The organism is Pirellulaceae bacterium (assembly GCA_029243025.1).
Classification (GTDB): Bacteria; Planctomycetota; Planctomycetia; order Pirellulales; family Pirellulaceae.
On the sequence record JAQWSU010000011.1, the window covers coordinates 88,289 to 111,989 of the forward strand.

At 53.1% G+C, this 23,701-nt stretch carries 14 protein-coding genes; 9 read left to right on the forward strand and 5 right to left on the reverse strand.

The genetic code is table 11. The features are described from left to right. Positions 1–241 precede the first annotated feature (241 nt). Complete coding sequence (locus tag P8N76_05670) at positions 242–2,689, forward strand: hypothetical protein (GenBank protein ID MDG2381142.1); 2,448 nt, start codon at positions 242–244, stop codon at positions 2,687–2,689. A 553-nt stretch (positions 2,690–3,242) separates the two neighbouring features. Here P8N76_05670 and P8N76_05675 read toward each other — a convergent pair. Next, on the reverse strand, positions 3,243–4,742 hold the full coding sequence (locus P8N76_05675; GenBank protein MDG2381143.1) for a DUF1501 domain-containing protein: 1,500 nt from the start codon (positions 4,740–4,742) through the stop codon (positions 3,243–3,245). Between the two features lie 28 nt (positions 4,743–4,770). Continuing rightward, on the reverse strand, positions 4,771–6,912 hold the full coding sequence (locus P8N76_05680) for a DUF1553 domain-containing protein (GenBank protein MDG2381144.1): 2,142 nt from the start codon (positions 6,910–6,912) through the stop codon (positions 4,771–4,773). A 413-nt stretch (positions 6,913–7,325) separates the two neighbouring features. Here P8N76_05680 and P8N76_05685 point away from each other — a divergent pair, with 413 nt between their 5' ends. The 8 genes from P8N76_05685 (at position 7,326) to P8N76_05720 (ending at position 20,999) form a co-directional block, all read left to right on the forward strand. Continuing rightward, positions 7,326–7,559 carry an ATP-binding cassette domain-containing protein gene (locus P8N76_05685; GenBank protein ID MDG2381145.1) on the forward strand — a complete coding sequence of 78 codons (234 nt, stop codon included), beginning with the start codon at positions 7,326–7,328 and terminating at the stop codon, positions 7,557–7,559. A 159-nt stretch (positions 7,560–7,718) separates the two neighbouring features. Further along, the gene (locus tag P8N76_05690) at positions 7,719–11,210 is read left to right on the forward strand and encodes a PSD1 and planctomycete cytochrome C domain-containing protein (GenBank protein ID MDG2381146.1); all 3,492 of its coding nucleotides are present in this window, start codon (positions 7,719–7,721) and stop codon (positions 11,208–11,210) included. A gap of 14 nt (positions 11,211–11,224) precedes the next feature. Then, positions 11,225–12,649, forward strand: a complete 1,425-nt coding sequence (locus P8N76_05695; GenBank protein ID MDG2381147.1) for a DUF1501 domain-containing protein — start codon at positions 11,225–11,227, stop codon at positions 12,647–12,649. Between the two features lie 930 nt (positions 12,650–13,579). Next, positions 13,580–14,299: a DUF1080 domain-containing protein gene (locus P8N76_05700; GenBank protein ID MDG2381148.1), complete on the forward strand. Its 720-nt coding sequence runs from the start codon at positions 13,580–13,582 to the stop codon at positions 14,297–14,299. A 14-nt stretch (positions 14,300–14,313) separates the two neighbouring features. Then, entirely contained in the window at positions 14,314–15,411 is a 1,098-nt protein-coding gene (locus P8N76_05705) for a GDSL-type esterase/lipase family protein (protein ID MDG2381149.1), read from the forward strand. Between the two features lie 902 nt (positions 15,412–16,313). After that, a complete protein-coding gene (locus tag P8N76_05710) occupies positions 16,314–16,697 on the forward strand; it encodes a hypothetical protein (protein MDG2381150.1) in 384 nt (127 codons plus the stop codon). Between the two features lie 496 nt (positions 16,698–17,193). Next, on the forward strand, positions 17,194–19,005 hold the full coding sequence (locus tag P8N76_05715; protein ID MDG2381151.1) for a dienelactone hydrolase family protein: 1,812 nt from the start codon (positions 17,194–17,196) through the stop codon (positions 19,003–19,005). A gap of 371 nt (positions 19,006–19,376) precedes the next feature. Then, positions 19,377–20,999 carry a hypothetical protein gene (locus tag P8N76_05720; protein ID MDG2381152.1) on the forward strand — a complete coding sequence of 541 codons (1,623 nt, stop codon included), beginning with the start codon at positions 19,377–19,379 and terminating at the stop codon, positions 20,997–20,999. Between the two features lie 111 nt (positions 21,000–21,110). Here the strand turns inward: P8N76_05720 and P8N76_05725 are convergent, their stop codons facing one another. The 3 genes from P8N76_05725 to P8N76_05735 form a co-directional block, all read right to left on the reverse strand. Then, a complete protein-coding gene (locus P8N76_05725) occupies positions 21,111–22,127 on the reverse strand; it encodes a DUF1214 domain-containing protein (GenBank protein ID MDG2381153.1) in 1,017 nt (338 codons plus the stop codon). A gap of 439 nt (positions 22,128–22,566) precedes the next feature. Continuing rightward, positions 22,567–22,950: a GH32 C-terminal domain-containing protein gene (locus P8N76_05730; protein MDG2381154.1), complete on the reverse strand. Its 384-nt coding sequence runs from the start codon at positions 22,948–22,950 to the stop codon at positions 22,567–22,569. Positions 22,951–23,141: 191 nt separating this feature from the next. Beyond that, positions 23,142–23,701, reverse strand: a 560-nt coding sequence (locus tag P8N76_05735; protein ID MDG2381155.1) for an SUMF1/EgtB/PvdO family nonheme iron enzyme, incomplete at its 5' end; no start/stop codon positions are given.

Here is a 23,701-nt window from a genome sequence, read left to right on the forward strand (position 1 = left end):
ACAGTGTAGACACAACCGCTATTCTCGTCACAAAATCAACAAGGCGTCAATCGTGCATTGCGTCAAATGGAATTAGTAATTGCGACTGGATTTTGTGTTGCCGCCACTGAATTGCGGGAGGGATTACCATCAGGTAGTCTCGCGTAAAGCGAGAACTTAGCAACAGGATAATCTGGGTCGCAAGATCTGGCAGTCCTGCTGTCCAACTGAATAACATCTGGCAGAATAAGGCGCTGAATAGATGATCCGAGACATTGGCTTGGCAGTCGTCCTGTTGTCCTGGACCGTCGGTGCCGCTTCTGCTGAGACACTTATCGAGAATCAAAGCATTCGAGTCTGCTCAGTTAAGCACGGCAACTCGGTTGGCCTCCGATTTGAAGTCCTGGACGGGGCGCGGTGGCGAACCGTGTTGTCGAATCTGGCCATTGCCAAAAAAGCACCCTGGGAGAAGGCGCAACAAACACATCTCGAATCGTTGGACATCGAGACTATCGACGGTGGGAATCCCCAGTCGAACGCGGCCGTATTTACGGCGATCAAAAAGGTAAGTCACGACCATGTGATATTAATGGGCAGCCACGGTGATCGTGCAATTCAAATGTCGGTTCAACTGACAGGCCCCGATCAAGTATCCGTTCGCGTGTCGGCTTCCGCTCGACGCGGCGGCGGCGAAGTCCAGCTTAGTCACATGTGGTCGCACTACTACTTCGTACCCGATGACCGAGCGATGGGGTATGCGTTGCCGCTCGATTTTGCCTGGCTTCCGAACCTGCATAAGAACGCAGAGGATGTTTGCGGAGACCACTTTTTCCGCTCGCCTGCGGTCATCACGCAGGGACGTGGGCTGTACGCTGCCATGGTTCCAGATCTCGATGTCATGCGACGCAATCGCATCGTTCCCCATTCGTTGGATTTGCGAGATTTCGAACACCCAGCGGCTCATCCCTATGGCGTGCCACGGCTTTCCTATGGACTTTGCCCTTGGACAGCGAAGCCCCACGTGTTCACTGCCAAGGGCGATCCGGTTGCGGTCAAGAATGATCAGAAGTTGGAATTTGAGTATGACCTATTCCTCGGTTCGGCGGTTGACTCGAGCGAGATCGTCGGGCGAGTCACCAATTACCTCTGGAACGAGTACGGTCATCGTTATTTCGGCGAAGCGGGTCCGCAAGTTCTACCGTTTGAAGAATACGGAAAACGTTACGCCTACAAGCATGAACTTGTTCGCTGGGCGACCAAAACCGTGCTACCGACCGGTGACGGCTATGGGATCAACAATGAATTTCGCCGCGGAGCCAACTACCATGCTTGGGAAAACGACATGCACATGGGGTTCGGTATTTGGCATTATGGCCAAGCTTGGCAGGAAGAACGCCTGAAGCAGATTGGACGAGGCATTTTGAATCTCAATCTATCGGCTCCCCAATTGTCAGGTGCATTTCCATGTGTCTTTAACTTCGAGAGCCACCAATGGGAAGGCTCGCTCTACTGGACATCCTGGCCGGCTCATCCTACCCAAGGTTTTGATTCGCAAGCCATGGGTGTCACGGCGTGGTGGCGACTCTATTGGGCCGAAAACTTCGCCGCGTTTGCCAGTCATAAAGAACGCATCGCCGCGTCCGTCATCCGCTATGCCAATTTCTTGTCTAGCAAGCAACTCGATTCTGGAGCGATCCCCACTTATTACGATGAAAACGGTGACGCTGTCCCTCAGTTGCGTGAGTCGGCTACTACGGCAATCTCCGGCGCAGTGCTTGCCAAAGCGGCCATGCTTTCACAAAGCGACAGCTTGAAAAAAGCGGCTGTCAAGGCAGGTGAATACATGGCGCGGGAAATTCTGCCTACGACGCGTTTCCAAGACTTCGAAGTCTTTTATTCTTGTAGTCCGAAAGCCCTTCATTGGGTCGATCCGGTTAACGGCATTCCACCGATCAACAATCTGGCCGTTCAATGGGCCGCCGACCAGTTCTTGGCGCTTTACCAGTTGACGAGTGACGAGCGTTGGCTGAAGCATGGCGAGTACTCGCTTGGGATTCTTTCCCTGTTCCAGCAAGTTTGGGATCCACCGTTTTACAACGTCCATCTTTATGGCGGATTTGGCGTGATGAATACTGACGGGGAATGGAACGACGGACGGCAGTCACGATTTGTACCCACGTATGCCGACTACTACTTGGCAACTGGTAAGACCGAATACTTGGAAAGGGCGGTCGCTGCTTGCCGATCGAGTTTCGCGTTGATGGATATGGCAGAGAATCACCGCAATCGAATTAATGGGATTGTTCGTCCTGAAGGAGCCGGATTGGGCTTCTCGTCGGAGAATATTTTTCACAACGGACCGCAAGATGCACGCGGTGGCTGGACGGGCTACAACTGGGGCCCGGGCGGCGGTTTGGGAGCAAGTGCCTACTTGGATCGAAAGTTTGGTACGGTGTACTTGGATGGCAGAATGAACAAAGCCGTGCCGATTGACGGTGTCAAAGCGGAGGTTGTCCGATGGACCGGAGACCAGGTGGAATTAAGTGTGAAATCGGCGCTGGCAGATCTGCCCTATCCCTATCGCGAGAAACGATTGATCCGGGTCAAGTTCCGAGACGTTCAAGCTGCCACGTTAAAGATCAACGGACGTGACCTCGGCCCGCTTTCTAGCGATGGCGAAACCGGGACGATCAACTACGAACTAGAGTGACATTCTGGGACAGTTTACTTTTTATTTCGTGTTCGACATCGCCCTAGCTACGTTCGCTAGAACATCTTGCATTGTGGGGTCGACTTTTATGTGCTGAGTCGCATCGTCGCGAATCGCAGCGTTGTCTTTGGCATTTGAAAATCGGGCTATTCAAGTCGATGTCGCGCCCTTCCATCTCCACCAGATTCGTTCCGTGGTTGAAAAGCGTGTCAGCAAGCACAGGATCGGACTTGGCGTCGAACTGTTCTTGCACGTCATCCGGAGACGCCGACAACTTCGGTTTTTCATCGATCGACGATTGTCGGCACGAATATTCGTGCCGTCGCAGGCCAGCTTAGTCGGCCTCACAATGCCAGCACAACAGGCGACAAGCACAATTTGCAGGAACGAGTCCTTCCGCCGATCGGCCTGGTCACGGCGGAAGCAGCAGAGGGTCATGTCGTCGATGGAGCTTCCTTTCGCCTGCGAGCGAAAGTCCGTAATGTGGCGGTCGCAAGGCTGACGCATCCGTCGATGCTTAGGGACGATGGATCTCCGCTTGGCTGTTGATGCGCTATGCCAACACCTGTTTGATGGATTGACCCATGCCATCCTTGGTGACATAGAACGGACGTCCTTCCGTTACGTAATGATGATCGGCTGGAATTCCCAACGCTGCAAAGACCGTAGCGTGGACGTCGATCAGGCTAACCGGGTTCTCGGTCGGCAACATGGGATGTCGGTCGGCCGTTTTGCCGAAGACCGTTCCTCCCCGAATCCCTGCCCCGAAGAGGACCGCGGTATGATTCGTGCTGAAGTGACCGTGGAGGCCGTACATCTTTTGATTCTCAATGACAACGTCTGATCCGTCATGTGTTTCGGTCGCTCCGATGGGTTCCGAACCGGCGAGACCGGTCGCGTTTTTTGCCGGAGCGGATTGGATGGTGCGACCGAACTCGGACTCGATGCAGACTAACGTCTCGTCCAGCAAGCCCCGCTGCTCGAGGTCGCGGATCAGCTGAGCGATTGGGCCGTCGATTTGGCGTTTCATCTCAACCATGCGTTGGCCACCGAAATCATGCATGTCGAATCCGCGGAACGCGTCGTAGGACATCTCGACCTGCACGAATCGGGAACCGGATTCGATCAGCCGCCGAGCAAGTAGCAAACCATATCCGAAGTGATTGCCGTAGAAATAGTTTTTATCTAATAATTCATCCCGCTGAATCTTCGGACGGTAGGCGGCCAACGTTTCCGCTGGCTCGTCCTTTAGGAAATCGAACGCCTTCTTAATTGGCGAGTCCATCATCGCGCGGGCGTCATCGATCGTTTTCATATACTTGGCTGCTGCATCATCAGCGTTTACGCCGGCCAACGCTGTCGTCCTGCGTAACAGCTCTAGTCGACGGTCGAGTCGACGCTGCGACATCCCCGCCAATCGATTCAGCGTCGCGAGCCCTTGACGAGGATCGGGCACTCGAAATGGAGCATATCGCGAACCGTAAAAACCAGGACCCGTAAACTCGAGTGCCTTCTGTTTGTCCAGGTTGTTTGCCGACTCGATTTCGCGGCCAATGTAAATGTAGGAGGGCACATTGGGTGCACGAGGGCCCAACGAACGGGCGACAATCGAACCGATGCTGGGCGGTTTCAAGCCGACCGGCTCGAGGTAACCCGTCAAAGTGTAAAACTGAGCCTTGACGTGCGAGGCACCAAATCTCGCCTCGTTATTGAGTGATCGAATCAATGCCGCATGGTGCATCACACTAGCGACGTTCTCCAGGCCCGCGCCAACTCGCATGCCATCTGCTGATGTCGCGATCGATGGACAAGTCGCCAAAACCTGGTCGCCGCGCATGCCTTGTTCGAAGGGTGTGTACTGCTTTGGGTCCCATGTATCTTGTTGCGCGACCCCGCCTGGCAAGTAAATCATGATCATCGCTTGCGCCCGGCCAGAGTTCAGCGCCGGTTCAGCAGCTGCGCCTGGTTTCGACCGCCCGATAACACCGTTAAGCCCGAGGCCAGCCGCGAGTGAGGCCTTGATAGATTCGCGTCGATTGAGTTGAGATGACATCGGACGGTACTTGTATGCCTTGTCACGTCTAGTAGATGTACTGAAACATTGGACTCGTCACTAACACCCAAAACAGGTCAACGATTGGTTCACTGGTCACATTCGAGTTTTCGCCCACCGCTTCCTCGTCGACCGTCTGCCCATAACCATTGTCCTGCAGATACTCCTTGAAATGTGCGACTTCACGAGCGGATGCGGAACGGGTAAGTGTTAGACGGTACAAGTGCTCCGCGATCTTTTCCGCTTTGACTCGTCGCTGATAAAGGGCTAATAACGTTGTCGCATCTCGTGGTTCAGCGATGGATTCCACGATTCGATTCAGGCTGTTGCCGATTTGTGGACTCGATGTGGCTTGAATCGGAATTCCCAAATCCGCCGCGGTCTGCCCTGTCCCGATATCTTCGAACGCGATCGTGTGCCCTGGATTTGATCGTAAGGAAAAACTGTCTTGACTCAACTCTAGTTGGCCAGGGGAAGGCTTGTCAGAAGACTCCTTGAGGACTTCGTTGACACGCGTCATCACGTCAGCCAGCGTGACAACACCGGTTAGGTCAATGTCGTGCGTCGTACCGTCGGCCTGAACGCGAATCATACCGAGCCTCACACCTTGCTGCTGCGCGCCGGATAGCTGGTCCACACGTGTGGATTCCGTTACTGGTCGCTGCACGCAGAATTGATTCAGCCGCTGGTAAGTGCTGCCATTAATCAGCTCCAGAGCCTGAATGATGGCCGTTTCGTCGGTACGAAAGGTGCTGACCTCGCCGCGCGTCGCAGCCCGGCCCAGTGCTTGCGTCAGATCATCGGATTTGCCGTGGTGCGTGCGAAACAGACGGCGATCCAACTGGTGCTCCTGGGTCGCGGCGACGGCGATGCTGTCGATCAATTGTTCCGCAGTCAATCGGCGGAGGTTGGGTGATCGAAAATATCGGGGTGCGCTACGGTCATCCAATTCAAACCGATCTGCCAGTTCAGCTCGGTAGGCCTGCTGGTACGTTTGGCTGTTGAGAATACGTCGAATTGCGTGTTTGATGTCGAACCGATGTCGCACGAAATCATCTGCCAACCATGCGAGCAACTCGGGATGGCTGGCCGCAACATTCGAGCGGTAATCATCCGCTGGCTCGTATAAACCAGTGCCGAGGAAACGTTTCCACAAACGATTGACCATCGTTTCGGAGAATCGCCGATTCAATGGGTCGGTAAGCAACTGAGCCGCAAGTGCTAGACGCTCGGAATAGATTTCAGGCACCGGCGTGTTCGCTAGATCGTGGTCGATTGGCCAACGCGTCTTGGCGACCTCACCCAGGTGCTCTTCGCAGCGAATCACCGCCAGATCGCCAGGCGAAAAATAGCCAGCAAAGCCCAGGAAACGCAACTGCGGCCATTCTTGATTCTCGAAATGATCGTGACAACTGGCACACTTCATTCCTGTGCCGAGGAAGACCTGACCTACGTCGGCGGCGGACTGCAGAATTTCTTTGTGACTCCGGTCTCGCAGGAACCCGACGTTGTATTTGACACCCAGGATGTCGATCTCGTTCGGCTTTCGATAGCCGGGCAAACCCGGGTCGATCAATTCTGCAACCATCACGTCGTACGGTTCGTTCTTCGTGAGGTTCTCGACAATCCAAGGTTGGTAGTTTCCTCGCGTTAAGACACCACCGAACGTGTCAGAGTTAGCGCTGGCTAAAGCGTCTTCCCACCATGACGTGTAGTGAGCAGCGTAGCTGTCGTCGCGCGACAACAGGTTGTCGATCAGCTTTTCCCGCTTGTCGGGTCGTGTACTCTGTTCGAATTCGCTTAACTCGTCTACGGTTGGGATTTCGCCGATGACGTCCAGGAAAACTCGGCGAGCAAAAGTTGCATCACTGCACCGCTTCGGTTCGTTCGGCGCGCCGTTTTCTTGTGGCCATGACGACCAAATAAATCTGTCGACAGGGTGCAGATCGGACGAAGCGGTTCCTGGTAACGCCGGGGCGGGTAGCAACTTCTCGAGACGATTGTCGCGACGTGCGATAAACGTGGCTTCCCGGTTGACCGTCGGTTGTGGTTGCTCGATCGATTCTTCTGGCGTGGCAACGTCGGGTGCTGGAGATCCTGAAATGGTGGATTCTGCGAACGCGAATGCGAGGCCACATGCCGCGAGTGAAACAATGGTTCGGTGGTCCATACGATGTCCTTACTTCGGTTATTATAATCCCGTCGTTGGTCGATCGACAGTCTGTCGCAATACTGGAGGGATTTTGACGCAAAAATTGATCACCTCTTTCCTGAGTGCCCGGTGAATGCGCGGGAGAGATCGCTTGTGCCTGCCCCATCACGGGTCATGGTTGACTACAATAGTCAGGGCTTTAGCTCCATGAATGACAAAACAAAAGTCTGCCCTGGCATGGATGATCTCCAGCCCCCACAATTGTTCCTACCACCGTTTTGTTTCACTCGGGCCACCGTTTTGTTTCACTCGGGACTGACACCGGCCGTTTTCAATGCCCGACTTGAAACAAGGCGAATAAGGTGGCGAATAAGGTGGCGAATAAGGTGTCGTGCCGAAGGGCACGAGAGATCGAGCGAAACGGACGTTGAATGCCTGCTTTCCTACGAGCCGAGAACATCGTTAAACGGTACGGTGGTGTCCATGCACTGAGCGAGGTCAGCGTTTCTTTCAACCACGGCGAAGTACACGCGCTGCTGGGTGAGAATGGAGCTGGAAAAAGCACGCTTGGAAAAATCCTTGCCGGCGCGATTGTCGCCGATGGCGGACGAATTCTATTAGACGATCGCCCAGTGGTGATTGCCAATCCGCTAGACTTACAGTGATTGGCAAGATCCTACGGTCAAGAAAACGTACATTTTTTCCACGCGGTTTCGCTCGTATGTTAGAATCCGTTGCGGGGTTGCCTGCCGTTCGCGGACCCTGTGTGATAGCCCTCCCTTCACAAACGCTTAACCCAATTGACTGCTCTGAGGATGATCGGAATGCGATGTAATCTGAGACGCCAATGCCGAAATGATGCGCGGGGGCGTAGTGTAGCCGGTTTGGCTTGTTTGGCGAGTTTTTTTCTGTTTGGACTTTTTGCATCGAACGGATGGTCGGCAGAGCCCGAGGTGTTAGCAGAGCCCGAGCTGTCGGCAGCTGAGCGAGAGTTTTTTGAGGAACAGGTGCGCCCTATCCTGGTACGGCGCTGTCACGAATGCCACAGCGAAGCCTCGGACGAAATCGCGAGCGAACTTTTGTTGGACAGCCGGACAGGGTGGGGACGGGGCGGTGCGCGTGGTCCAGCAATTGTGCCGGGCGATCCGGCAAAAAGCTTGCTGATTCAAGCAGTCGGTTATGAGGACGAAGAGTTACAGATGCCGCCGGAGCGCAAGCTGCCCGAGAGAGAGATCAAAGTCCTTCATCAGTGGATTGCGCGTGGCGCTCCAGATCCACGTATCGAAACGGTCGGCGCCCACGTCAATCGCGATGAATTTGACCTCAAGCAGAGAATGGAATCTCATTGGGCATGGCGCCCGGTCCAGCGGCCTGAAGTGCCCGACGTAAACGACGCAGCGTGGGTGCGTGATCCGATCGACGCGTTTGTCCTTCGGCGTCTCGATTCGAAGGAGCTCACGCCGGCGCCCGAGACGGATCGATTGAGTTGGTACCGGCGCGTGGCGTTCGATCTAACCGGTCTTCCGCCGACACGATCGGAGCTGACAGCATTTCTAGGAGACCATCGATCTGACGCATACGAGCGGGTGGTCGACGAATTGGTTGACCGTTCCTCATTCGGTGAAACGTGGGCGCAGCATTGGCTTGATCTCGTTCGTTTTGCAGAGACGAAAGGTCACGAAGGGGACTATCCGCTACCTGATGCTTGGCGATACCGGGACTACCTGATCCGCGCGTTCAATCAGGATGTGGCCTATGACGATCTAGTACGTGAGCATGTTGCTGGAGATCTGATTCAACCGCCTCGAATCGATCCGGTTAGCAAGACGAACCAGTCGATTCAAGGGACTGGTTTTTGGTACCTGGGCGAAGCAACCCATAGTCCGGTTGACATCCGCGGTGAAGAAGCGGACCGGGTTGCTAATCAGCTTGACGTCTTTGGCAAAACATTCTTGGGATTAACGATTGCCTGCGCGCGGTGCCATGACCACAAGTTCGACGCAATATCCACCGCGGACTACTACGCGTTGGCGGGTGTCTTGCAGAGCAGCGGCTTCCAACGTGCCAATATTGCAGACCCGGCGGCAATCGTGGATGCTCAGCAACGGCTTTCACAGTTGAACGATTCGTCGACGGACTTGCTATGGGAGTCTTACCGTGACTGGACCATCCATCGTCTTAAACATTTTGACCGACAACTGTTAGAGGCGGTTGATCGAATCGAGAAGGGTTTACCAGAACCTATCAAGGACAAGCAGACGGACGCCGACACCGCGCCTCCTGATCCGGTCATCCAGTTGGCCAGGGAGCTGTTAATCGCTAAACAACAGGTGACGCATCCTCTGCATTGTTTGGCCGCAATCGCCTTGCCAGGTAACGACGATACGCAGACGGAAGATTTCTCCAAACGCGTCAACGATCTGCTTGAGGCGCAACGTCAACACGCGGATCAATTGAATGATGCGAGGAAAAGCGAAACTGTGCTCACGACTCGTCGTGAAGGTGAATTGAATCGGATTCCGACACGAGCGGCCTATGATGCGAGGCAGCATAGTATTGTCGATTTCACCGGGGATGTGGATGCGCGAGAGCCGGAGCGATGGCTGACGAGTGGCATCCGCTTTGGCGCGGGACCTGTGCAGCACGGCAGTCTCTTACTGACCGGCAATCCGTCGAAACCGATCCACATGATTCTGCCGCGACGCGCTGCGATCGACCAACATGCTAGTGCTCGTCTGACCGGCCTATTCCGAACAAAGACATTTGAAGTGACCGGCGACACTCTTTGGTATCGATTCCGGGGAAAGGCCACCGTGTTTCTGGCCGTCGATTCACATCGGACTGTATTCGGTCCCTTGCATGCTGTCGTTCAACAGACGATCAATTCTCCCAACAAAGATGCGTGGTTTGGCCACCGCGTTGACGATTACCTTGGCCACCGCGTACACGTCGAATTCGTACCGCAGAGTGAATTTGCGTTGTACGAGGTCCGCTTTGGCGAACAGAAACCTACAGCAGAATGGCAGCCGAATAGGCACTTGGTTGATTCAATCAAGCAGCAGGCACCGTCACGTGTTGCAGATGTGGCCCAGGCGGTTGTCGTTGCTTTTCAAAAGTCCCTTGGTACCGTCCAGGGAAAGTCAGGTATGCCTCCGTCTTCTGATTCCATCGCGTTGGTGAATTGGTTGCTGACACATGACAACTTGTTGCCCGCGCTGGCAGATGAATCGAGCAACAGTTACCGCCAAGCTACCGCAGCTTACATGGCAGCTCGGCAGCAGATCGAATCAGGAATTCCCGAACCAGTTTGGGCGATCGCCGTGCTGGACGGGAGTGACGAAGACGAACGCATCCACCTTCGAGGTAGCCATCGCCGTCTGGCGGACGAAACAACACCGCGTGGACTGTTGACGGCTCTGGGTGGCCCGGTGAACGAGGCGAATGGCAGTGGACGTGGCATCTTGGCAGACCGATTGGTGGATGAATCAAATCCGTTAACTGCACGAGTTGCCGTCAACCGTATCTGGCAACATCTGTTTGGCGACGGCCTGGTTGCGTCGGCCGATAATTTTGGTGTGTTGGGAACGCCACCAACGCATCCAGAACTCCTTGATTATCTGTCGGCTGAGTTTGTGGCGGATGGTTGGAACGTCAAACGGCTGATTCGCCGGCTTGTGTTGTCCAACACGTATCGGATGAGCAGTCAACCGTCGGCAGAGGCCCTGGCGTTGGATCCCACCAACCGATTGCTGCATTCGTCGCGCGTACGTCGCTTAACCGCCGAGAAGATCCGTGACTCGATCCTGGCCGTTGGTGGTGAATTGAAGCAGCATCAGTACGGAGCGAGTACACCCATTCATATCACGGAATTCATGCGGCATAATCGCAGTCCGGGCGGGAGCGGGCCGATGGATGGTGATGCGCGTCGAAGCATCTACGTGGAAGTTCGCCGAAATGCGCCGAGCCACTTTTTTAGTGCGTTCGACAAGCCGGTAGCATTTACAACGGTGGGAAAGCGTGCGACAAGTAACTCGGCCGCACAAGCATTGATCTTGTTGAATGATCCCCTGGTGTTTGATCAGGCATCAAAATGGGCAGCGCGGCTTGTCGGGGAGTTTGACACGACCCAGCCGGCGGTTGTGGAAGCGTTTTGGCAGGCCTTTGGACGCCCGCCTACTGAACGTGAACGTCAGCGAGTTGTCGCGTACCTTAATCAACGATTGGGCTCCGATCCGGATCAAGAGAGCCGAAGGCAAGCATGGACGGAAGTCTGTCGCACGTTGTACAACATTAAAGAATTTATCTTCCTTCCCTAACGAGAATTGGTGCCATGCACTGTCGACGATTCATGCCGTCTCCGATTTCCCGCCGCAGTTGGCTCAAACAAACTGCCAGTGGTTTTGGTTCGGTGGCGCTCGCTGCGCTCATGTCGAATGACCGCAGCGCACTTGCCAATCCGATTCGTGATACATTGCATCATCAGCCAACGGCGCGAAATATCATCTTTCTTTACATGGATGGCGGTGTCTCCCAGGTCGATTCGTTCGACCCCAAACCGATCCTAAACGAGCGACACGGCCAGCCGTTTGCGGCGCGGATTGCACCCACTCAGTTCAACAACATTGGCACAACGTTTGGCTGCCCGTGGAAGTTTCATCAGTACGGCGAAGCCGGGCATTGGGTCAGCGATCTCTTTCCGCATGTCGCACGGTGTGCCGATAAACTGGCGATTGTGCGAAGCATGACCAGTGAATTCTCCGAACACAATGCTGCCAACTATTTCTTGCATACAGGATTGGGACAGGCTGGATGGCCGAGCATGGGTGCGTGGCTCAGTTATGGTTTAGGCAGTGAGTGTGACAATTTGCCGAGTTTTGCGGTGATCAACGGGGGACTGATCCCCAGCGGCGGTATGGATAACTTTGCGTCTGGATTCTTGCCAGCCGTTCATGAGGGAACGCTGTTCAAACCACAGAAATTGCCGATCGCCAACCTCTCACCGGCGGCCAACCTGAATGGGTCCGCGGTCGATCAGGAAACGCAGCGCGATCTCACGCGTGATTTAGACGGTTTTGTCAGCGATCGGCTCGGTCGGCCCGATGCGATTGAAAGCGCGATCAAGAACTACGAGCTTGCCTATCGGATGCAGCGGGCTGTTCCGGAAGTTGCCAACCTAGACAACGAGCCCGAGCACATTCATCAGCTCTACGGTATGAAGGCTGAATTTGAACCCACTCAGGTATTTGGACGCGAATGTTTGCTTGCCCGTAGAATGGTCGAGCGCGGCGTACGATTCATTGAGCTGACGTGTCCACGCGTCAATGGCAATGACCGCTGGGACGCTCATGGCAATCTTCTTAAGAATCATGGCGAAAACTCTCGCGCTGTCGACCAACCAATCGCCGGGTTGCTTACCGACTTGGAACAGCGAGGCATGCTAGAGGAGACGCTGGTCGTTTGGGCGGGCGAGTTTGGACGCACACCCTTTGCGCAGGGAAGTGATGGCCGAGATCACAATCCGTTCGGATTTACGATCTGGTTGGCCGGTGGTGGAATTCGCGGCGGAGCTGTTTACGGTGCAACCGATGAATTCGGCTACCGTGTCGTCGAAGGGAAACTAACAATCCACGACTTGCATGCGACGATGTTGCATGTCTTGGGCGTCGACCACACGCGATTGACATTCCGTTTTGGTGGACGAGATATGCGGTTAACCGATGTCCACGGAAACGTCGTGCAAGACATTCTGGCCTAACGCAATCGCCTTTTCTTTAAGCACATTCGTCATGCCAAGATGGTCCTGGATGGATCGTACGCAGATCGGCGGCTCACTTGTATCAACCGCCACGCGTTAGAGATTGACGAGCTTCGGACCTTAGTTCTGGCAGCGCGTTCAAAGTGCTTTGTCGTGATCCTTGAGATGGCTTGTCGCGAACCGGAACTTGGCCGCAAGGATTGCATTGCAATCGCTTGCTAAAACTGCAGAATTCGAAAATGCATTTAGCGCTACCAGCGTTTTTCGGCTGGACGCTATCGCAAGCCGCCGATGTGCCTTCGCTGTTTAATTTGTAATTCTTAAATCGCGATGAAAACGTGAGCTGTCCCCTAACAGGAACCTCGTCCGCTTTAAACTGCACTGACGCGCCTTAATTCTTGGCGATTGCTCCCTGCGACTATAATACGCCCTCTATCATAACGAGGGTCGATTGATGTCTAACATCGGTTCAGTGTCGAGCGATTGAGCCGATAATTTGCGCTGGCTCCGGCTGCCATGCTCGGAGACAACCGTCATGCGGGTATAGGGAGTGTGTGACGTTGCCACGAGGCCGGTCAAATCGTCGTGGATTCCGCACTGGCTCATTGTTTGCAGCCTTTCTAGAAACTGCAAATTGTAAGCTTGCTCGGGTGACGGATGTTTTTGCCAGGGACAGCTTTTTCAGCAATATTTCCGCTTTCCCGAAAGTGCTGGTTCAATCACATTTTGTCTCAACGATCTTTTTGTCGGAATTTAGATATCCTGCCGTGGGCGATTCGTTCCCCGATCGTTGTCGCGTGTGAGGAAAAGCCGGTAATCGAGCCCAATCTCTCAATAGTTTCTGTTAAACTAAGGCAATAATTAGCCGCTCGTTCTACCAGTTTGGAGACCCGATCAGTGCTAAAGGTAGAGAGTCGATTGAAACACCGAATGACCGATTCCTGTGAATTGAAACGGGTTAGGAGTCATCTTTTCGGGGGACTGGTCCTTGTCAGCGGACTGGTATTGTTACTGTTTGATACTACCGGTCACGCGGACGAATTCGAAGCGGTGTCACTGTTTGATGGCAAGACACTCGAAAACTGGGACGGCGATCCAAGATTCTGGCAGGTAGAGAATAATGCGATCACCGGGACGACAACCGCGGATAAGGCACTGTCACGCAGCACGTATTTGATTTGGCGCGGCAAGGCCTTTGATGATTTCAAGATGACCTTCGAATATCGCATCATCGGCGGCAACAGCGGTGTTCATTTTCGCAGTCGAGAAGTCTCGAAATGGCAGGCCGAAGGTTATCAAGCTGATATCTCCGATTGGGAAGACTACACAGGGGTGTTTTATGCAAGCCATCGGGCCCAATTGGCTTTTCGCGGTGAAAGTGTTGCCATCGATGAAGACGGCACCAAGAACGTGACAAAATTTGGCGATCACGATGATTTGCGGAAGCATATCAAAGAAAAAGAATGGAATCGCTACACGGCAATTGCCAAAGGATCTCACATCATGCTTTTGGTGAACGGTGTCATGATGTCGCAGGGATTCGATCGTGACCGGGAGCATGCGACCCGCAAGGGAATCATCGCGATTCAATTGCACGATGGGCCTCCGATGAAAATCCAGATTCGAAATATTATTCTACAGCAACTCTGAACGAGTCGATAGTCATGACCGTCCGATGGCCTTCTTCACTGTTGTTGGCATTTTTTTTGGGGTGGGGGATCACGTGTAGCGCTCAGGAGCCCCGTGAACAGCGCGACGATACTGCGCTCGTGCGACCGCTGGCCAAGTCGCCGTTTGGCCATCCGCCGTTTGAGGATCGGTTCGCAGTCCGTTCGCCAGATCAGACGATTGTATTCTTAGGCGGGACTTCGACTGTCGATCGCCAAACGCATGGGTATCTCGAAACGCTATTATCACTTTCGTATGCCGATCGTTCACTCCGATTCCGCAATCTTGGATGGGAAGCGGACACGGTTTTTCGACAACAGCGTCCTCGCTTTTTCTATACGACGGAACGATTTGAACGGGGCGTCAAGGATCAGCGACCGCTGGTGCCGGCGGACATCGTCTTTCTTGAGTTTGGGCAGATTGAGTCACTGGACGGTCTGCAGCGACTCGACGAATTTCAGGCAGCCTATGCGCGGATTATCGAGGAAGTCAAAGCGCGAACCGCACAAGTGGTGATCGTGTCGCCGGCTCCATTCCTGCCGATCGGGCCAGCAGCCCAGATGGCTGTCCGTCGAAATCAAGTCTTAGCTGCCTATGCCCAGCGCATTCGTCAATTGGCGGAGCGTTTTGATTGTCTGCTAGTCGATCAATTTAGTGAGTTTGTATCGGTCGACGCGACCGACGCTCAGAAGCTGAGTTCGACAGGAATCAGGTGGACGTCCTATGGACAGTGGATGTCCGCCCTCTATATTACCCGCCAGCTAAGTGCGACCTCACGACTAGCGACCGGATTCGACGTTGTTCAGCAGCGGTTTGACAATGAGTTGGCGGAAGTGATTCGCCGCGAAGTCCTGGCGAAAAATCGATTGTGGTTCCAACAATTTCGTCCCACCAACTGGGCTTTCCTCTACGGCAACCGTCAGGACACCGAAAGTTCCTGGGACATCGGCAAAAAGAATCGGTGGTTTCCTGGCGAGGTCGAACAGTTACCGGAGATGATCGAGCGAGCGGAGCTGCGTATTCGGTCGCTCGTTGTAGGTGATAATTCGGTCGAAGCCGAACAGGCTGGCTTCCGGCTCGCTCGGCATAATTAGCGAGCACTCCCGGCGTGTCGAAATCAGGATCGACGCTGATGCTAACCAACTGAATGTCATCACGAGACGGATGGGTGGACAACTCCTCTTGCAGCAGTGCAAGCTCATTCGTTTGTGTCGGGCAGGTCAGCGGACAGCGTGTAAAAATAAAGGTGGCAACCCACACTTTTCCGTTCAACTGCTCGAATCCATATCTTTCACCATTCTCAGTCGTCAGCGTGAATGTCGGCACGGTAGATAAGACGCGTGCTGATTCTGACGGCTTCAATTTCTGAGCCTGTGGAGTTGTCGAATTCAATTCAGACGGCGACTCATCCTGACTACAGCTTCCTAAGAGCAGGAGGGCCAAGCCGCACACAACTTGAAGTTGTCGAGGCCGGAGTGATTGCATGTTACCTATCCCTCGTTGTAACTCGTTTGAACGACACCATAAGGGCGTTGTCGTTCGCAACGCGAGTATCCCGTCTCGTCTCACTTAAAAACTCGTAAGCGTTTGTTTGAAAGAAATAGTGACGCAGACTGCGATCATAACTCTCTCTGGCTATTATCGCTACTTTCATCTCGGCAAAAGAACGAATCGAGCTTCCTGAAGGCCTGTCTTTGCCAAAAAAATTCCTGCCAAAACCTGATGGTGCTGCAAAACTGGCTCGTGGCATAACCAGTAAGTTCACTGATCTGTATAGAATACACTGTAGGATCCTGAACGGGATCCTGAACGGGATCCGACCGCTACCGATTGCAAGGCGTCGTTACGAAAGCTGGCCGGTGATCGATTAAAACGATGCAGAGCGGTGGTGGGCCGCGCGGGGGTCGTTTCGTAACCGCTTTGCCCTTGATCGACTACCATAAGGGTCAAATCAGTACGGCGCGCCGCGTACCAAAATCAAAGCTCAGCTCAGTCGATGCGTGATGATACAGATAGTTGGAAATTCGAAATATTTATGTTTTCAGGTGGGTTGCTCCCCGTCGCCTTGATGCTCACCTTATTGTCTGCTGGGGCGCGGGCCGCCGAGGAAACCTGGTGGCATTTTTGTGGGTCGAACGGTAACGGGTACACGACGGAAAAAAGTCTGCCGCTCGACTGGAATGGGTCCCAAAATGTGGTCTGGAAAACGGCGATACATGACCGTGGATGGTCATCACCGGTCATTGGGAGTAATCAAATTTGGCTGACGACAAGCACGAGAGATGGACAGCGGATTTTTGCCATTTGCGTCAACAAAGATAGTGGAAAAATCGTTTGGAAACACCGGCTTCCCCGCAAGTATTCGGCGTCACCAGTTTAAGCAGAGAATCGTATCCATCTGTTCAACGAAGACGCAACAACAACCGTGATCCGCCCCGAAAGAAAGCTGAACATCGTCGCCACCAATGAATTTGCCAATCAGCGCCTTTTTGCCACTCCAGCTGTGGACGGCGATGCATGGGGTATTCGCACGGAAAACGGTCTGTACCGAATTGAGAATGGTGCAAACCTATGGAAGAAATTCGGGAATAACGACGCACCTGCTCGGACTCACCGCAGATTCAACGACTGAGCATTCGGGTTCGAGTTGCGCGCCAAGAGGCGACAAGATCATGACTTGCCGAGACGATGTGCGTAGCTTCACTCAGTTCAATAGATTCGATCCATCAGAGAAGACTTAAGGCACGATGATCAACACTCCAGTCGAGTCCAGGCAACGAAATGAAACGAATTCAGCCGATACTCGTGTGTGTTCTTGCTGTCTGTATAGTTTCCGCAAGAACAAAGCGAATTAAGAAGGAGGAGGTAGGCAAGCGATGCAATTGGTGAAACTCGCCCTGATTCTAAATCTGCTAGGTCCCTCGCTCTATACGGAAGAGAGCTTGACACCCTATCAACATGCGGACGAAGTTCCGCAAACGGTGAGTGAGCTTTGGAAGGACTACGATGCGCGGAAGGAAGGGCTCGACATCAAGGTTATCAAAGAGTGGAAGACCGCTGGAGTTGTCACCCGTTACCTGACTTTCAAGGTTGGAACGTTTCGGGGAGCCGATGCACGGATCGCCGCCTACTACTGCTTTCCTGACAATGGCCGGAAGAACGCAGCGTTTGTCTGGAGCCATGGCGGCGGCCAGCGAGCGGAGCGGGGACGTGGGATTTATTTCGCGAAGCAGGGCTTTGCGACGATTGACATCAATTGGCTTGGCAGGCCCATGGAGCTTGGAATCGATGTGAACACCAACTGGGGAAAGGTTGATCCGACGCAAGGCCCGCGCTTTTACTCTAAAGCCTTGAGGAAAGGCTGGAAACCGAACCTTCAACCCGATGAGTGCTCCATTGACCCAGTCCCCAGCCCGCGCAATTCCAACTGGTTCCTGTTGACCGTCGCGGCCAGACGAGCCATCACTTTTCTAGAACAGCAGCCGGAAGTCGACCCGGAACGGATCGGTTGTGCTGGCTACTCAATGGGCGGCATGATTACGGCGCTGACAGCCATTGATTCACGGATCCGGGCGGTGGTTCCCTTTGTGGGTGGCTCGGGATTCAAGTATGTGGACTTCCCGGGAGGAATCACAGGGAGCAGCATTCGGCAGCACTTTCAAGATTTGGAGCTGTACAAAAAAACCATCGACGCTAGCGCATATTGGCCGCTCGTGCAATGTCCCGTGCTCTTTATTAGTTCGTCCAATGATTTTCATTCGGCGTTCGAGCGGATTTATCAATCGATGGATTTGTTGAAACATCGAGATTGGCGCGTCAGTACGAACATTCATCAGAACCACGGACCTGGACCTGAACAGTGGGTATTGTTGAATCTTTGGTTCAATCAATATCTGAAGGGCATTGAGCAGAACTTACCCGTTACACCGCCTTCGACGTTCAGCGTGGATGCCGACCGGGCTACGTTTACTGTTACTCCAGCTGATCCATCCCGTTTGGTTAGCACGGAGATCTATTTCAGTTACGACCCGAATGCGAGAACTCGGTTTTGGGGGAGAGCCGAGGCAGAGCGGGAAGGTCAAAGCTGGTCGGTAGGGTTGCCGGTCTATGCGGATCTACCAATCTATGTATTTGCCCTATGTCGATATCGTCTTCCGCATCTGGTACAGCTTGAACATGGGGAGACTTCAACGTTCGTATTGAATTCTGCCGAACATTCGATTGTTCCGGATCAAGTTAATCTGAAATCACTGGCAACATTACCAAAAACTCATGTGTTTGAGGACTTTCGGAATGGTATGCAAGACTGGTCCTCAAGAGATCAAAGAAGCATCAGGACTTATAAGTTTCAGAGTCCTGATCTTGATCGGTCGAACCACAAGAAGCTTGCTTTCACGATTGATCCCCAAGGAAAACGACTTTTGCTTCGACTGACGGCCGAAAGTCGTTTCCTGGCCAGGGCCGATAATCTTGGAGACTTTACGCTGGTTAAAACGATCGAAGGTGACGGACCGCAGCAACTCATTATCGGTACAGATGATTTCAAGAGCGTCAACGGAAAGCCTCTCGAATGGTCGAAGATCGCGACATTTCAAATCGCAATCGTTGATGAACAAAGTAAACAGAAAATCGACCTCACCTCCAAACAAGGCCATGCCGTCTTGCAGTTGATCGAATTAGTTGACTGAGAGCGGAGCAGAGGACGTCGCTTGAGCCCTCATCTGGCGGGATACCCTTTTGGCTGCTGTTGCGTGGGTGCCCTGGAAACGACCGCTTTGCTATCTCATGGTCCACTTCTGATGGAGGGTTAATTGAGTTGTTCTCTTCGTGTTGTTAGCGAGAGATTGACAAAGGTTTTTCGCTGTGACAAAAGATCCATGTGCATGGCGTCAGCGTCGTGATTCGGTTCGAATTCCTGCTGTTTACATGAGTGAAAAAAAATGTTATTCCACGGTTCGTTTCTAGCCACCTGAGGGGTCGTGTCATTACTACTCACCAATCCATCAGCGAAGATGCCACAGAGCAGCCGCCAAAGCCAAGGTTGCGAGTCGGCGTATTGGTGGATGAGCTAACGCAGCCTCGATGGAAATACGAGATTCTCTTAGGCATTCTGAAGTCTGAATACGCTGATATCGTTGTGCTGGCCTGCGAACAATCAGGGGCTCTTATTCCTGACCCTCTCTCGCAGCTCTGGCGAAATCGTCGTGAACTGTTTTACTCGCTTTACCGAAAAGTGGACGATCTTCTTTTTCGAGCGACCCCCGATGCTTTCGAAGCAAAGGATCTCAATCAACTAGAGCTCGACTGTCCAATCATTGAGATGGACACAAGACAGGCAGGTGCTGCAAAATATTTTGCGGCGAAGGATATCGATCGCCTTGTCGATTCTAAGCTGGACGTGTTGTTGCAGTTGAGTAGTTCTGGCTTGCAAGGTGATATCTTACAAGTCGCCCGTCACGGTGTTTGGTCGTATCATTTTGGTGAGAGCCCATCCAGCCGAACTGAGTTGGCTTGTTTTTGGGAAGTGATGACCGGTAGTCTAATGACCCGTTCGGTGTTACAGCAGATCAAGGAAAAACCGGAAGACAGTCACATTCTATATCGCTCGTATGCGAGTACCGACAAAAAGTCAGTGCGGCGCAATTGCAATAACGTGTTTTGGAAGTCGTCGGAGTTTGTTGCACGCTGCTTGCGGGATCTGCACGCGTCCGGGAAAGTTCCGAGCGTTTCGAATTCGGGTGGGTGTCGTCCTGATAGCGATCGGTCTCCTGAGGTGCCAACCAATTCGGTGATGGTGCGCATGACGAGTCGAATCGCGGCTAAGTATTTACGCGAAAAATGTTGTGATCTACAGAGTCAGGGTCATTGGACTCTGTTCTATCAAATCGAGAAAGCAAACTCCGCTGAATTGGCCCCCCAACTAGATCGCTTTGAACGGTTAGTGTCGCCCAAGGATCGCTTTTGGGCTGATCCGTTTGTTTGGTACCGGGATGGTAAGCATTATATTTTCTTCGAAGAGTTGATCTATCAAACAAACAAAGGGCATATTTCCGTTCTCGTAATCGATTCGGACGGAAAAGTTAGCCCGTCGCAACCGGTGCTTGTCACCGACTATCACCTTTCCTACCCTTTTCTTTTCGAGTGGGAAGGTGAGCTTTACATGATTCCGGAAACTCGGTCAAACAAGACGATTGAGATACACAAATGTTTGGAGTTTCCGCACAAGTGGGAACTTCATGAAACCGTGTTTGACAATGTTGAAGCTGTAGATGCGACGCTTTACGACGACGGAAGACGCTGGTGGATGTTTGTTGGCATGGCGGTGTCGGGTGCATCAAGCTGGGATGAATTGCATCTGTATTACGCCGATAGTCCGTTCGGCCCATGGACACCCCATCCACGTAATCCCGTTAAATCAGACGTGCGTTCGGCGCGACCGGCAGGCAACCTGTTTCGCTGGAATGGACAGCTTATCCGACCAGCGCAAGACTGTGGCCCGCTTTACGGCTATGCGATCAGTTTCAATAAGATTCTCCAGCTTGATCCAGAGACCTATGAGGAAGAATCGATTGGCCGAATTCTTCCCAGTTGGGACGAGTCTCTGCTTGGAACTCACACCATCAATCGCGCGAAAGGACTCACCGTGGTCGACGGATTCTTGCGTCGATCCAAGTGGCGGTAGGCTGGCACTGAGCCTGATGGCTCGGGCAGTGCTTTTCAGACCGCAGCCGAAGGATCCCCTTGAGCTGCTGGATTTTCATAACCCATGCGTCGCCACGCCGATTTCAGGTAATCACTTGATGGGTTGTGCTTTCGGGAATTGCCAACTGCCGTCCAGGATTTCTTTTCGAGGTTGGTACATCCGCACAACGTAATTCCAACCGGGTGTTATCGGCAGGTTGTTGATGGCGTCGGGACCGGATCCGAAGTTGATGGTTACGCTGCCGTCCGCGTTTTTATCGGCGGTTACATTGTTGTAGGAATAGACGTCTTGATCGTTCTGTTCCATGAAGCCGTCCTTGTTGTAGACGGTGATCGACCAGAAACCATCGACCGGTACGTCCTTGACGGTTATCGAGTGAGCCGTCTTACCATCATTCTTGGCCGGAACCACGTTGTCGTAGGCGGCCGCTTCGTCAGGATTTCCGCCCCAACCGTAAGCGGTACCGCACAGGTGAAGGATCGGGTTGAGCTTTGCCTTGTCACCGAACATTCCCTTGGCATTGGGTAATGTGCTCGCCAGCACATTGATGGCTTCTCGGACTCTTTTCAGCGATGCCTCATCCCAAGCGGGAATCTCAAAGTTTCCAGGACTCTTTTGCGTTGTTTTGATCTTGTCTTGTGCAGCGTTGGCCGCTTTTACATCTGCCGGATCGTTCGCATCGACAAACGTCCGAAACAGGACGAGCACGTAACGGGTGCCGATCTTTTCTTGGGTGAGTGTGAAGTTGCCGGAACCGTGCTCGACGGGAAGTATCGAATGATCTTGATTGATGATTTCCATGGATTGGAAACGATCACCACAGTCCGGTTTTTCGATGGTGACTGGTTCAGTGAGATCGAAGAGTCCGAAAGAATAGAGCGTGTCACGATTCATTCGGATAATGTCTTGTTCGTCGATCCGTGTGGGTTCGCGCAGGTGAAGAAATTTTCCGAAGGCTCCCGACTTCCTGTACCGATCGAGTGTCATGTCGGTCTCTGCACGGCAAAAATTCAACACGGTCACGGTTTCCGCCGCATTGAGGCTGTTGATCATTAGGGCAAAGAAAAATCCTGCGAAAATGGCGCTGGGTCGAATGGGGGTGGTCATGATGGGCTTCGCTCTGCGTTGGATTTGCGTACCGGACTGGTGGGTTTTAGGCTTTCTAGGGGGAAAGCCTCAGGCCTTGGTGAATCTTCGAATGGTGTTGATGAATGCTGTTTGCGAATCATGCTCATGGACTGTCGAGTGCTTCATCCGAAAAATTATGTAACAAACTCGCGAAGATTACGAGAGGTGGATGGCAGGTAGAAGAAATGAATTCCAGCGCATGCGATGAAGTTCATGAATCGGTTGATCTTACCGGTTCCATTTTCGCTGAAGGCTTGAGTCGTGAACGGGTAAATCACCCGCGCAGGGTGGCCATCGTGAGGTGCAATCTCGCTGAATGGCGGTAGTTCTTTTGGCAATTTGACGCTTTTTGACGCCTGTCTCGATCGTCCTACCGGTGCCACAGATGGCGATCTGCATGTGATTTTCACTCGCTGGTCTAGATTGATTTCAGCTGATGAGCTTCCAGCGTTACCAATGTTGCGCTGCCACCCATTGCCTTGATCGACACTTTATTCGCATCAACCTTGTTCGGCCCGCGTTGGCTAATAAAGACTCTGCCATCGTTACCGACAACGTGGGTTAATGATCGGTCGGCCAACATTTGAATGCTGATCCGGCCGTTGATCGGTTTGAGCGGAGCCTCATTTAGTTTTTCATCCGTCGCGTCATACTTGACCGTGCGGCCTGGTAACTTCAGTTGGATCGCTGCGACAGATCCGATTTCCACAGTACATCGAATATCTAGTAGATCACTATTTACTGGTAGCTCGACTGATTGGTCAGCTGTGAGTGGTTGGGGTTTTACCTTTGCTGGTTGCATGCCCCAAGTCATGTTGCCCAATAGGTGCGGATTCGGGAGATCAATAACCCGCGAGGCCTACAATAGAAGGCTCAAAATGACGTTTTGAAGGTGGGGAGTCGAAACGATCGTTTCAGGTACCATCTCAGGGGAGGTGTACTTGAAGGCCCTAACAGACGATTAGCTGGACAAGATTCCGCCAAGATGATGCACTAAGATGCGTTAGAGGCACACTTCGCCCTCGCCCGCCTTCTTCGCCAACACAAACCGATTCCACCTAGCACGGCCCAAACGGCTAGCGAGCCGGGCTCTGGCACACTGGCGGGAGAGGAAAGACTTGCGACTCGAAAACCGTCGATTTTGCTCTCGTTCGCCGGCTCGACATAATCCCGGTACGACGACGACAAGAGGGATGAGTAGTAGCTATCCCAGCTGCCGCCGCGGCTCCCGCGATACGACGAATCTATGATTGCCTCGTTCCACTCCCAGACGTTGCCCGACTGGTCCCACGTTCCGTACGGACTCAGCGCACTGGTATACGCACCGACTGCGGTCGTGTCTTGGACCGCGTGATAACGGTAGTTAGCTGAGTTGATTCCGCCCGCAGGTAACTCTGCAGTAGGCGCTACGTCGCTGCGGGTCGCAAAGTCAAAGTAGCCGCCTGCATTAGAATTTAACGTGGGGTCGTAGTACGCCGCCTTGTACCACTCATCTTCGTTGGGAAGAAACCAAGTCGCACCGGGGTTACGAGTGATGCTGTTGTTCGTAATTC